This window comes from Bradyrhizobium sp. SZCCHNRI2009, from assembly GCF_032485115.1.
GTDB lineage: Bacteria > Pseudomonadota > Alphaproteobacteria > Rhizobiales > Xanthobacteraceae > Bradyrhizobium.
Map to the genome: position 1 here is coordinate 1 of NZ_JAUEUH010000003.1, position 13,116 is coordinate 13,116.

The 13,116-nt window shown below is 61.5% G+C and carries 11 protein-coding genes; 4 read left to right on the forward strand and 7 right to left on the reverse strand.

Annotation, left to right across the window (positions count from 1 at the left end; all coding sequences use genetic code 11):
• Positions 1-544 precede the first annotated feature (544 nt).
• Genes QX041_RS12070 through QX041_RS12080 form a run of 3 tightly spaced genes read left to right on the forward strand, consistent with a single transcriptional unit; the run spans position 545 to position 1,434 of the window.
• On the forward strand, positions 545-982 hold the full coding sequence (locus tag QX041_RS12070; RefSeq protein ID WP_316165457.1) for a VOC family protein: 438 nt from the start codon (positions 545-547) through the stop codon (positions 980-982).
• A gap of 15 nt (positions 983-997) precedes the next feature.
• On the forward strand, positions 998-1,135 hold the full coding sequence (locus QX041_RS12075) for a hypothetical protein (protein WP_316165458.1): 138 nt from the start codon (positions 998-1,000) through the stop codon (positions 1,133-1,135).
• A 35-nt stretch (positions 1,136-1,170) separates the two neighbouring features.
• Positions 1,171-1,434 carry an ABC transporter substrate-binding protein gene (locus QX041_RS12080; RefSeq protein ID WP_316165803.1) on the forward strand — a complete coding sequence of 88 codons (264 nt, stop codon included), beginning with the start codon at positions 1,171-1,173 and terminating at the stop codon, positions 1,432-1,434.
• Positions 1,435-1,548: 114 nt separating this feature from the next.
• On the opposite strand, the gene QX041_RS12085 is transcribed toward QX041_RS12080, so the two are convergent.
• The 7 genes from QX041_RS12085 to QX041_RS12115 form a co-directional block, all read right to left on the reverse strand.
• Positions 1,549-1,869 carry a DUF736 domain-containing protein gene (locus QX041_RS12085; protein ID WP_316165459.1) on the reverse strand — a complete coding sequence of 107 codons (321 nt, stop codon included), beginning with the start codon at positions 1,867-1,869 and terminating at the stop codon, positions 1,549-1,551.
• Between the two features lie 1,095 nt (positions 1,870-2,964).
• Positions 2,965-4,461: a sugar ABC transporter ATP-binding protein gene (locus tag QX041_RS12090; protein ID WP_316165460.1), complete on the reverse strand. Its 1,497-nt coding sequence runs from the start codon at positions 4,459-4,461 to the stop codon at positions 2,965-2,967.
• Positions 4,458-5,552 carry a hypothetical protein gene (locus tag QX041_RS12095; RefSeq protein WP_316165461.1) on the reverse strand — a complete coding sequence of 365 codons (1,095 nt, stop codon included), beginning with the start codon at positions 5,550-5,552 and terminating at the stop codon, positions 4,458-4,460. Before QX041_RS12095 ends, QX041_RS12090 begins: the two co-directional genes overlap by 4 nt.
• Positions 5,549-7,666, reverse strand: a complete 2,118-nt coding sequence (locus QX041_RS12100) for an ABC transporter permease (RefSeq protein ID WP_316165462.1) — start codon at positions 7,664-7,666, stop codon at positions 5,549-5,551. The genes QX041_RS12095 and QX041_RS12100 overlap by 4 nt, the downstream gene beginning before the upstream one ends.
• A 79-nt stretch (positions 7,667-7,745) precedes the next feature.
• The gene (locus tag QX041_RS12105; protein ID WP_316165464.1) at positions 7,746-8,753 is read right to left on the reverse strand and encodes a sugar ABC transporter substrate-binding protein; all 1,008 of its coding nucleotides are present in this window, start codon (positions 8,751-8,753) and stop codon (positions 7,746-7,748) included.
• A gap of 42 nt (positions 8,754-8,795) precedes the next feature.
• Positions 8,796-9,767 carry an ABC transporter permease gene (locus tag QX041_RS12110; RefSeq protein ID WP_316165465.1) on the reverse strand — a complete coding sequence of 324 codons (972 nt, stop codon included), beginning with the start codon at positions 9,765-9,767 and terminating at the stop codon, positions 8,796-8,798.
• Positions 9,768-9,789: 22 nt separating this feature from the next.
• Positions 9,790-11,667, reverse strand: a complete 1,878-nt coding sequence (locus QX041_RS12115; protein ID WP_316165466.1) for an AMP-binding protein — start codon at positions 11,665-11,667, stop codon at positions 9,790-9,792.
• Positions 11,668-11,922: 255 nt separating this feature from the next.
• On the opposite strand from QX041_RS12115, the gene QX041_RS12120 reads away from it, so the two are divergent.
• Complete coding sequence (locus tag QX041_RS12120; protein WP_315718536.1) at positions 11,923-12,867, forward strand: AraC family transcriptional regulator; 945 nt, start codon at positions 11,923-11,925, stop codon at positions 12,865-12,867.
• Positions 12,868-13,116: the final 249 nt, after the last annotated feature.

The window sequence follows — 13,116 nt, forward strand, 5'->3', positions numbered from 1 at the left end:
CCTTCAGTCCTGCCCACTAGACAGACTGAATCACCGATATCTCTGCGTCGCAACTGCTGACTTTTTCAACGAAATCGACCCAAAGCGGCTTTCGCAAACAGCGCCTGCCGGAAGCTAGTAATTGCCTCGATTCTAGCCTTGAAAGATAAGGCACGCGTTGTGCCATGTGCGAGCAAGCGGCCCTTGTTGTCGGTGATGCGTCGTGCTTCGGACGGAGCGGCGGCTTTGCGCCGACGATCTTTGCCTTGTTCCAAGGAGCGTGTTTCGAGACGGCAGGGACGGCGCTTGGGATATCGGTCATGTTGGCCTCCTCAGCTAGTGAGACTGGTCATTTTCAGCCACGAGCCCCTTCCAATCCCGAGTCCGCTTTGAGAATATTGGAGACGGACCTGCGTCCAATTCAAGCGATGACAAGACCGATCATGACCGACCTCGGACATTGGGCAGAGTGAGAATTACGCGATGGACCGGCCTGGACCCGTTGCGGAATTAGCTGGTCGGGCTATCCTTGCAGGGTCGTGCTACGCTGCTGAAGGTGACTAAAATGGCCGCACTTGTTCGTCCCCGAGGTTTAGGGGAAGTTGTGCTTCGGGTGCGTGACATTCCTCGTGCAATCAGCTTCTACCGAGACATTCTCGGCCTTGAGGTCCTCCGCACCTTCGAAGATCGTATCGCGTTCTTGAAGATTGAAACTGGGTTCGAGGGGCACGAACGTATCGTTGGTCTGTTCCGTGTTGATCAACCATCGAATAGGGCCGGCACGACCTGGAGTGAATCAGACATCCACGCGCCGACACTGCATCATTTCGCGCTAGAGATACCGCTGTTGGAATATTCCAAAGCACTCGATGCACTCACAAGCGCAGGCTTCTCCCCAAATACTTATGAGCATCGATGGATTGGTTGGCGATCAATCTACATCACTGACCCCGACGGGAATATAGTCGAATTGGTCGCCGTAGATCAGTCCATACGTACTTAGCTGCGGGTTCCAGCGATGTCGCTCCATGCGCTCGGCCTGAAGGCGGCGAACGGGCTCATGCTGACCACCGCCTATTACAGGGACCTGAACGACAAGACTCGAGTTTTCGCTGAGCGGTTCGCCAGGCGCAACAACGGCAAAGTGCCCCGATGAGTTAGGCCGGCACCTATTCCATCACGCTGGCCTATCTGCGGGCCGTCGAGAAGGTCGGCAGTGCCAAGGACGGCGCAGCTGTGATCGAGGCAATGCGCGACGCTGGCGCCTTTGATGATCCGCTGTTTGGCAAGACGATCGTGCGCGTCGACGGACGGGTCGCGCACGACATGTATCTGGTCGAGGTCAAGGAGCCGGAGCAATCGAAAAAGCCGTTCGATTACTACAAGGTGGTTGCCACGATCCCGGCCGATCGCGCATTTCGCCCTCTGGCCGACGGCAACTGCTCGCTGGCGTAATGACGCCTCGCCTGCTCCCAAAGGTCAGGCCGGCGAGGAACAGTCCGCGCAGTCGGAGCGGCCGGCCGACTGCGATGCGCCCCGCCCGGCAGATCCGGACGGAGCGCGATCGGCTCACTCGGCGGTCTTGCGCGGCCGCGACCAGAGGAGCGTGTAGCTCTCGCCGCCCTCGTCCTCGAACAGGTTGGCGTAGATCGGGGCGTTGAAGGAAGGATCGTCGAGCTTGAGCGAGAGATAGTCGCGTCCCTCCTCGGAGTGACGTGCCCAGGCGGCGCCGATCTCGACCCGCCCGGCATAGACGCGGTGGCTGGGCGCGTTCTCGCTGGAGCGGTTGGCTTCGGGGACGATGCGTACACCCTTGGCCTTGAGGCTCAGGGTGATGATCTCGCCCTGGAAATCGTCGCCGACCTTCTTGAAGGAACCGATGGAAGCCATGTTGTCTCTCCTTGGCTGGTTCGGGCCGCGACCACCGCGGCCTCGATGGCGCATATCGGACGAACGGCGAGCGACGGCGCACCCGAAGGGCTGAAGCGGCAGCGGAGGACGGCGTCGGCCAACTTTCTTGTCCCGCGAGGAATGGACGTTCCGTCCAGGGGAAGAAAGTTGGCCGGCGGCGTTGCGCTCAGGCGATCGAGGCCCAGCCGGCCTTCGGCCAGATCAAGCCATCACGAGGCAAGGTGCGTCACTGCCTCTTCAGCTCACAGGAGAAACATGGTGCACTGAGGTTGCACAAGAGAGCGGGATGATCAGGCGAAAGATCAGAAGCCACCGAGAAGAAAAGCGTGTGCCGATGTGTGCCCCTGGCTGCCAAACGTCCGTCACGCCCGGCGAAAGGCCTGGGACAGTCGAGATCCGGAAGGGGGTCCAGCTGGTTCGAGCAGGGTCGCGACTATCTCTCCGATGGAGCTCGACGCCCTGTCGTTCAACGCTAGCGATCCGCATCAAGCAGCTCGAGAACGAGGGCAGCGAGGGCTCTAAGCTCCTGTGATCCCGACCACGCTGAACGCGGGGGCCGATCGGGGTCACGTCTTGCAGCGAGACTGGCGGGGACAGTTCGTAGACGAAAGACCGGTGCAAGGCGGCAGCACGAACCAGGGATGTTCCCACCACGCCGCGCTCGCACCACGCCGTAAAGGCCGACAGGCACGACCAGTCCAAGAGGCCGTGACGAGAAGCAATTGCTGCCGATTGCAGGTATCGTCGCGCGGTCAGCGCGTCAGACGACCACGACCGCTCCCGCGCCACCACGTGCAACGCGATTCAAGCAGACATACATCTCGATGACGAGTGCAGAGAGTCGCTTGGGATATCGTCGCGGGCCGCTTTAGCAAGGCAAAGGGCCTGCAGAGTTGACGGCGCTCACGCGCCGCCTTGGCCAGGAGTCCACACCGGAATGCCAAGCCCGAGCGCCTTGTCGGCGAGGTTGCCCTGGATCCCCGAGCCGGGAGAACACCGTGAGGCCGATCGGGAGTGTCTCCAGTAAGGCGTCGGTGCGCTTGAAGGGATCTGATCGATTGGAGGCCGCGCGCATCAGTGGATGGCGGCATACATGATCTTCTCTTCGGTCGCTTCGATCGCCGAGAATTCTTCGACGACCTTGCCCTGCCTTGATACCAGGATCCGATCGGATAGCGCTATAATTTCCGGCAGATAGGAGGATATCACGACCACAGCTCTGCCTTCATCGGCGAGCCTGTTGATCAACTCGTGAATTTCGACGATGGCCCCGACGTCGACCCCGCGCGTCGGCTCATCGAAGATGATCAGCTCCGGATCCTGAATCAACGATTTAGCGATGACAACCTTCTGCTGATTGCCGCCGGAAAGCTCGACAACCTTGACCTCGTCGCCGATGGCGCGAACCTTGAGACGTTCGATCCAGGTCTTGCCGACCCCATTTCTTTCACGACGCGACAACCAGGCTCGCCCTTTCGGAAACTTGGCAAGCAGACCCAAATAGATGTTGCGCGCGATCGAGGCCGTCTCGAAAAAGCCCTCCACCTTGCGGTCTTCGGTGACGTAGGCGATTCCGGCTTTCACGGCCGGCGCGGGGACGCGATATCGCACAGACTTGTCGTTGAGCAGAATTTCTCCACCGTGAAAGAAATCACGCTTCAGAATACCCGAGACGATCTTAAAAGTCTCGGTTCGGCCCGAGCCGACCAGTCCGAACACGCCCGTGATCTGGCCCGCGAACACCGACAATGAGTTGTTCCTGACCATCGGCGCCATTTTGAGATTCTGTATTGTCAACACGCGCCTGCCGGCCGGGCGCACTTTGTCCTTCCGCACACCATAGAGCGTATTTGAGAGGTTTCGTCCGACCATGGCCTGAACGATGCGCGCTCGATCGAATCCCGAGGCGTCGTCGGTGACCACGTGCTTGCCGTCCCGCAGGACAGTAATGCGATCGGCCAACAGCAAGGCTTCTTCGAGCGCGTGCGAGATGAAGACGATCGAAACACCGCGCCTCTTCAAATCCCGCACCAAATCGAAGAAATACTTCTTCTCCTCTGGCGTAAGCGTCGCCGTGGGTTCGTCAAAGATGATGACTTTCGCCTTGTGCAGCACGGCGCGAGCGATTTCGACCATCTGCTTCTTGGCCGCGCCCAGGCCGCCGACGGTCGCCGTCGGCGCGACGTCGAAATTGAGAGATTGGAGGAACTGCTGAGCCGCGATGTAGATGCCGCGCAGCCGATTGTAGAATCGCTCCTGACCGAGAAACAGGTTTTGCGCCACGGTCATCGTCGGCACCAGACTGTTTTCCTGAAACACCATTGCGATGCCAAGATGCCGCGCCTCCAGCGGCGTTCTGGGAGACACCGCGACGCCATCGACCGTCATTGCACCTGACGTCAAGGCCACGACACCGGCCATGACCTTGGTCAAGGTCGACTTGCCTGCGCCGTTTTCGCCGACCAACGCGTGGATCTCGCCCCGCCGCAGCTCGAAATCGACGCCCTCGATCGCTGGCACGCCGGCATACAGCTTGGTTGCCTTCGACAGGGACAGGATGACCTCGCTCATGGAAGGATCTCCCGGCCAACGGTTGCAAGGGGCAGCCTGAGCACCCTGCCCGGCCCCTTTGCGATCATGACGAGGTCGCCGCCGTATTCGACGGCAGCGACGATGCCGTGATTGACGCCATCAGCGCGGCTATGAAGCGAATAAACCGGCAGTCCGTCGACACCGAGCCGGATGACGAGTCCGTACGACCGTGGGGGAGCCCACGGCTTCATGACACCCATGGTCTTGATGTGCGCTCCCTGCAGCGGTTCCTTGAAGGACTGGCCGGACCTGAGCCGTGGTGCCACCCAATAGTCAGGCTCGATCTCAGCAATCATGCGACGCCGGTAGGCCGGTTCGCGCAGCACGAACTCGACCAATTGCGTGCGGGCGATAAAGGCCGTCAGCCAGAAGCCGCCGCCATGCGCCGGTGCAAGCCGGGAGGGATAGACCGGCAGGTGACCGAGCACGACCGTGCGCGTGCCGCCGGGTGCGATCGAGACCAGACGGTGCCGCCAGCTTTCACTGACCAGCACGTCGTTGCCGTTTGCGACGGCACCGAAGGCGTAGCGAAGCCCGCCCGCAAGCTGCTGCATCGTCTGCGTCCGCGGATCGAGCCTGAAGACACGGCCGGTATCACCGAGCTCCATCAGGTCGCGCGCCCAATCGCCGACCTCATACGATGACGAACCATCGGTTGCGATCAGGGTGCCGTCGCCTGCGGGCGCAAGCGCGTTGACGGCGCGCAACTCACCGGTAAATGTCGAGACCGGGGTCTTGGCGGTGATGTCGTCATAGAAATGAACCTCAGTGCCGCCAATCGCAACGGCCAGACCGCCGGACGGAAGCATCGCCAACGCAGAGATCGGCCGCGCGAACCTGCGGATCTCCGTAGGCGACGATCCGGCCCAACGCAGGAGTCGTGCGCCGTCGGCGATGAGAAGGGAACGGCCGTCGGACGCAATATCCTCCGGTGCTTCACATTCGAGGAGCGTTTCGGCTGCCTCCAGCACTTGATTGGCCTTCAGCGCCCCGTCGAACGACGGAACGGTGATGGTCGCATCGCCACGGCCGAGCAAGCGGTTTGCGAATTCACGGATGGCGGCGATCACGAATGCCTCCTCCAGCGTGTATCGTAGTGGACGAAGTCGGGATCGGCGTTCTCCAGCTTGAAGCGCCCGATCCTGTTGTTGGCGATACCGCCGAGATAGAGATAACCGCGGTGTTCCCGCATCGAGGTAATCATCGGATGATTGACGCCCTTGAGGTCCCAGAGGGATTCCAGGATCTGGCCCTGCTCGTTGAACTTGACGACGCACCCGGTGTTGATGTTCGGAAATAGCCATTCGTCGATCGGCACCCGCTTGGCCATGCGCCGCCGGAAGCCCGGCATCTGCCACGCCAAGTCGAGCGAAGGGCTGCGCATGCCGACCAGCGCCAGCCAATAGTTGCCATCCGACGCCAGATTGATGTTGTCGGGATAGCCCGGCAGGTTGTCCATGACGGTCTCGACCGCGCCTTTCTTCGGACCAGCGAACCAGTATCGCTTGATCGAGCAGCCGAAGGTTTCCGCGAACAAGATCGAGTGACCGTCGCTGGCAACAGCGACGCCGTTCGGAAACTTAAGTCCGCGCAGCACGGTATGGGTCGTTCCACTCTTCGTGTCGTAGCAGATGATGCGACCGTTGCCGCGGGCCTCCAGCCCGTCGACCGGCCACTCATCCATCTCGTAGCGAACGGTCGCCTCGGAGAAGAAGATCAGTCCGTCATCGGTGATGTCGAGGTCGTCGGCGAGCCGCAGACGGCTATCGTCATTCACCGAATACAGGCTTCGGTTGGTCTCGTCGGTGGCCTTCTCCACGGTCCCGTCGGGCGTGATGCGGTAGAGACCCATGCCGCCGATGCAGACATACAGATTGTCCTGGCGGTCGAACGCCATTCCGAGCGGCTGGCCGCCGATATGGGCGAACACCTCCATCCGCTCGTAGTCCGGCGGAAAGAACCGGATGATGTCACCGTGACGGGAGCCGGCATAGAGCACGTCGTTGCGGTCGAGAATGACATCCTCCGGCGCCTCGATCCGTCCGAGCCCGATGAGAGACACATCGCGAAGCTTGTCGTTCTGCTCGAACGGCCCGCCCTTGCCGATCTCGGTCGGGGGTGGCGGCGGCAGCGCATGATAGGTCGGGGCAACGTAGACCTTGCTGATGATCCGGTTGCGGTTCTTCTGCCAGCGTATATCGACCATGGCGGCCGCCAGGAGGATCGTCGCGAGCGCCATGCGGTTGACGCCGCCACGCGCGTTCATCGCGGTCAAGCCGTTGGTCATCAGGAGGACGATGAGCACACCGACCAGCGACTTGACGACCGAACCCTTGCCACCGCCCAGTGTGATCCCGCCGAGGACGGTTGCAGTCAGGACGATCACCTCGAGGCCGACGCCGATGTCGCCGCCCACGGTTCCGAGGCGGGCGGCAAAGAACAACGCACCGATGCTGGTCAGAACGCCGCTCGCGACGTAGCAGAGCGCGATGGTCCGCCGCACCGGAATGCCGGAATTGTAGGCCGAGCGGCGCGATCCGCCGATCGCCGTGATGTGCCAGCCGGGCCGCAGCCGCGTCAGAAAGACATGGCCGACGATGGCGACGATGACATAGAGCAGCGCGACGCTCGGGATTCCCAGAACATCCCCGCCGCCAATGAAATCCCACGAGGGGATATCTGGAAGCGATGACGCGATGGCGTTCGAATAGCGTTGAATCAGCAGATCGAACGCCGAGCGATAGATGATCAGCGTGATCAGCGTGGCGATGAAGGCGCGAAGTCTCAGATATCCGATCAAGACCCCGTTCACGGCGCCGAGCAGCCCGCCGACGACCATGGTCGCGACGACCACTGCCGGAACGGGCCAATTGAGAACGTCCAGGAGATAGAGCGCGCAGAAATCCGTCAGGGCAAACATCGACCCGACCGACAGGTCGATGCCGCCGACGATGACCACAAGCCCCATTCCGAGACCGATGAAACCGATCTCTCCGGCCTGGCGCGCAGTGTCGGCGAGACTGGCGGGGGACAGAAAGTGCTCCAGGACCCGGCTCAATGCGAAGCCGACGATCAGGAGCAGAAGCACAGGAACGGCGGTTTCGGTCCACCTCTTGGACAAGATCTCGCCGAGGAGATGGTCGGGCCAGTAGCGATATCGCAGCCGAGTCAATGTCTCGCGCATCTGCCTTCCATGGGTACTGCCTATGCAATCGTCTTGATGCGCGTCCCGGCCGAGCCGGAACGCGCGCCGCGGAGCGTCGTCACTTCTTGAGATCGGAGAGGTTCCAGCACGACGTCTGGGAGTCTGCGTTCTCCTTGGTGATCGGAATGAGCGTGCTGTATTCGAAGCCCTTGACCGAGCCCGCCTTCACCCCCGAGGACAGCAGCCACTTGATCGTTCCGGCCATCTGCGCCGCCTGCGTCGGCACGTCGTAGCTCATGTTCAGATCGAACGAGCCGTTCTTCACGAGCTCGCAGGCGCCCTTGCGCTCTCCACCGCCCGATGTTGCCAGGAAGACCTTGCCGGTGAGCCCGGCCTCCTTGATCGCAGCGGCAGTGCCGATATCCATTCCATCCCAGAAGCCCACGATGCCGCACAGGTCGGGATTCTGCTTCAGGACGGTCTGCGTGATGGCCTTGGCTTTCGCCGCATCCCAATCGGCCGCCTGGCTCGACACCACCTTGATTTCAGGATGCTTGGCGAGAACGTTCTCGACGCCCTTGAGTGTGTAGGCACTGGCGGCCGCGGACAGCGCCCCCTGAATGATCGCGATCTTGTTCGACTTGCCCTGACAGGCCTTTACCACCCCCTCGGTCTGGCGTTCGCCGATCTCGATCCAGTTCGCGCCGACGAACGCGGAGCTGCGATAGGCTGATCCCATGTTGATCTGGATGACGTAGATCCCTTCGTTTTCGGCGCGCTGCAACAGCTTGGCATAGGTCTGGACGTCGGGATTGTGGATCACCATGACCGCCGGCTTCTCAGAGATCAGTGAGGTGACGGCCTGCGCCCCCGCGTTGGTGTTCCAGTTGGGATCACGAATCTCGAACTTGACGCCGTAGGGTTCGAGCTCCTTCTTCAGGCCCGCGTACCAGCCCTCCGTCAGATCGAAATTCATGGCGACCGGCACGTAGGCGACCGTCTTGCCGGCAAGCGCCTCGCGAAAGGTCTTCTGAAAGGGCTCGTCAAGCCCCTGCTGCGCGAGCGCCGGCGCCGCAGCCAGCGTCACCGCCACCAGACTTCCAAGTGCTAAGCTATGCGTGCGCATCGTCGTTTTCTCCCGTTTGATGTTTTCATTTTTCGGACTGAGCTAGATGTCGCCTTGCTGGGCCGTTTCTTCATTTCGCGGATTCAAGATCGTATCCGTGATCACCGCGATCAGCAGGACGACGCCCTTGATCAGGTTCTGTCCGGCATAGGGAATATCCAGAATCGTCATGCCGTTCAGCATGGTCCCGATCAGCAGCGTGCCGATGATGACGTTCACGACGCCGCCGCGGCCACCGGACAATCCGATGCCCCCGAGCACGACGACGAGGATCACGTCATAGATCATGGTCGAGTTGAAGATCCGGGTGGGCATCGAGTTGACGGATGCCGCCATCACGAGACCGGCAAAGCAGCCGATCACCGCCGCAAGCACATATTGCAGCACGACAATCGGGCGCGAGGGAATGCCGGTCACCCGTGCGGCGAACGGATTGTCACCAACCGCATAGATAAAGGCCCCCCAACGGGTCTGACGCAGCAGGAAGAACACGGCGATTGCGGCGATCGCAAACATCACGATCGACGTCGGAATGCCAAGGATGCTGCCCTGCCCGAGCCGCTCGAATCCCGCCATGCCGTCGCTCCATTGGACGACGTCGAGCTGGAACAGCGCCGCTTGCCCAAGTCCTGCAACAAACAGCCCGGTCGCGAGCGTTGCAAACAGCGGCGGCACCTCCGCATAGGCGATCAGCCAGCCATTGACGAGACCGATGGCGACGGCCAGGAGGCCGGCGGCGAGCAAGGAGGCCGGCAACGAATGACCGTTCTGCACCATCTGCAGGACGAGCCCGCCGGGGACCGCGAGGGCAGCGATGAGCGATAGATCGATGCCGCGCCCGATGACGACAACGGCCATCGCCAGGCCGAGAATGCCGAGAACGGCGACGTTCTGCAGCAGGGTCAGCATGTTGTCGGCGGTCAGGAAGCCCTTGAGGAAGATCGAGAAGGCCAGGAACAGCGCCGCGAAGACGGCGAACACGATCTCCTGTTGACCAAGCCGAAAGTGCTTCATCGTTGCTCTCACCAATTCCCAACTACGCCCGCCCGCGTGGCGGTGTCGCTTCAATACGATAGGTCTGCGGCAACGCCGACAGGCTCTCTGCAAGCCGGCCCAGCGCGACCTTGTCGATCGTTTCGACCGAAATGCAGACGACCGTGTTGAGCTTGTCGTCCTTGTCGACCTGGATGTCTGCCGCGGTTGCAGGACCGAATATCCGATCGACTTCCGTCCTGACCTTCTCCCGAACGGCGAGATCGCGAAGCGTCGGCTTGAAGATCTTGCCCACGGCGGTGACTGGAAGCGCGTCAAGCACCACCACGCGCTTCGGGCGCGCGGGGGGCTCGTGGACATTCTGCTCGAGGTAGTCGCAGAGCCGCGCGAGCTCGATCGTCTGCTGAGGCGACGGCACAATGAAGAGAATCGGCACCTCGCCAGCGTAGGCGTCCGGCATGCCAACGGCAGAGCTCATTTGCACGCCAGGATATGCATTGGCGACATCTTCGATGGCGGCGGGATCGATGTTGTGGCCGCTCCGAACAATAAGGTCCTTCTCCCGACCTGTGAGAACCAGCCGCTCGTCTGCGGTGAGGTAGCCGATATCGCCGGTCACGATCCAATCATCGTCGGTCAGGACGCCGACATTGTGCGTGGGATCGACGTATCCGGGGAATACCTGCGGGCCCTTGGCCAGCACCAGCCCGCTCGTGAGCGGAGGACACTCCTTCCTCAGCTTCGGGTCGCCCAGTGCCACGATCTTCGTTCGCGAGAACGGCGCCCTGAATCCGACGCTGCCCTGAAGAGGCTCACCGCGACCCGGGTTGAACGCGATCGCCGCCGCGGTCTCCGTCATCCCATAAGTCTCGAACAACCTCACTCCCGTCCTGGCCTGGAAACGGTCACCGACCGCCTTCGGGAGCACCGCACCGCCAGTCAGCGCCATCCGGACCGAGCTGATATCGCTGGACCCGATCGGCACCTCCGCCAAAGCCGCAATGGAGGTCGGCACGCCGCTCACGATCGTCACGCGATGTCGTGCGACAGCGTACCAATAGTCGCGGATGACCTCCGGGACTCGCAGACCGTAGGGTGACGGAATGATCACGTGGCCGCCAGCGGCGAGAATCGACAGACCTGCAGTCATGGTGCCGCCAACATGAAACAGCGGAAACCCGTTCAGCGCGATGTCAAACTCGTCGAGCCCGTGAACCTGGGCGAAGCCCCATGCGGCGTGGATCTGGTTGCCATGTGTCAGGCGGACGAGCTTTGGACGTCCGGTCGTCCCTCCCGTGTGGAAGAGCGCGCACACCGACCGCCGATCATTTGACGGTTCGAAATCGAGCGCATCTCGGTGCCTCGAAGCGGCTTCGTCAAAGACGGCCATTCGGCCGTTCGCGTCGCGGCTCTCGCCTAGAACGAGGATCTTCTGCAAAGATCCGACCCGTGCGGCGACCTTGTTCGCCTTGTGCCAGAGCGCCGGATCGTCGGCTTCCGAAGGGATCACAAGCAACGCTGCATTCTGCGCTTCGAGGAGATCGGCGATCGCGTCCTCGTTCAGCAGATAGTTGATCGAGCTCGCGACGCCCGCGACCTGGGCGCCGAGCAAGGCCGGAAAGACCTGCGGCAGGCTCGGGCAGAGGAATGCAACGGTCGGTCCATCCGGTCTGATGCCGGACGCCCTGAACAAGTTCGCCGCGCGGGATATGTCGGCGAGCAATTGACGGTGAGTGAGGCTGATTTCGCGGGATTCACGAGGTATCAGAACGGTCAGGGCCTTCCGATCCGGATGCAATCGGGCGGTCGCCTCGAACAGGTGATACAGATTTCGCGCAGGTACGAGGGCGTCATATGGCAGCCGCTCCAGCGCCACGATGTCAGCAATGGAGCCGACAGGGCGCGTGAACCTCGTCGTCATCGGTGAAGGCAGGCCTCCCCCCATTGCTGCAGTCCCTGGCACGGCAAATCACGCACGCCCGCATCGGCATCCGCGACTGCTTCCTCCCATTTTTGTTCTCTTAGCTTGCCGCCCCGAGTGACGCTTGCCTCGGAGCGCAAAGCTTTTGCATGGCCGCGCAAAGTTGGCTTGCGTAGAGCCGCTGGGCAACTAGAATTGCGGAACGGTCCTTGTGCGATGCAAAATGCAGCTTGGGCTGCTCGCGATGGATGACCGATGGAGCTCGTGTTCACAACGGAAAGCCTTGAGCCTTCCAAGCGCTACGCTGCCTGGCAAGGCGCCATTTGCGACGTCTATGTCCATGTCGACGTCGAGGCCGAGCAACGGTCCGACTATCAGGGCTTCATCCGGGAAGCACGATTTGGCGTGCTGACGATGACCGACGTATTGCTGTCGGAGCAACGGATATCACGACGGGAGCGGCACATCGCCAGGCTCGACAAGGATTGCTACTACGTCGAATTCGTTCAACAGGGCAAGATCAACGTCCTGCAGGCAGGCCAGACGCTGAATACGAATCCCCACGTCGGTGCAATCTTCTCCGCGGCCGAAGCCTACGATCTGGAGTGCGTAGGGAAGGTTAGATCCCTCTACCTTGAGATTCCGCGCAAAGAATTTTCGTCGCGATTCACCGAGAATCGGATTCCCGTTGCGATGACTATTGCGACCGGACGCGGTCTTGGCCGGATCGCCGCCGAATTCTGTTCGACGTTGGCATCGGAAGCATCGTCAGTCGATGAAGCGGCGAGGTCGCGGCTCGGCGACGAGCTGATGGATGTTCTGGCTCTCGCCCTGGACATGGGCGACAAGGACCAATTTTCCGAGGACGCCACGGCTCAGAAAGCCCGCCTGCGCTCTGTCAAAGCCTGGATCGAGGAGCATCTCACCGACCACGACCTTTCGCTCGAGAAGATCGCACGGAACAACGGGGTCTCGCTCAGACACCTGCACTATCTTTTTCGACTCACGGACATGTCGGTGTCGGAGTGGATTCTCGACCGGCGCCTGCAACGGTCCTACGATATGCTGACACGACTTGAGCAGCGCGTGTTGTCGGTGACTGAGGTCGCCTACCAGCTGGGATTCAGCAGCTCGTCACACTTCAGCACCGTGTTCCGGCGGAAATTCGGGCATAGCCCGTCCGAGCTACGCCGCCGATAGGCCGATGCTCAGTGGCCGAGCGGCTCATGAGGCACTCCGCCGAGCTCCAGCACGTCCGCGCCGCCCACGCGACCATCAAACCTCGATTCACTCGACAGCTCGACCTTCGAGCAATTGTGCCGCCAATCGCAAGGCACATCAAGGCCGGCACAGCGTCGCGGCGGTCAGCGACCACCATGCACTCTGCGCCACCAGGTCCGACGCATTCAAGCAGACATACATGTCGATGCCGAGCGCAGGAGTCGCTTG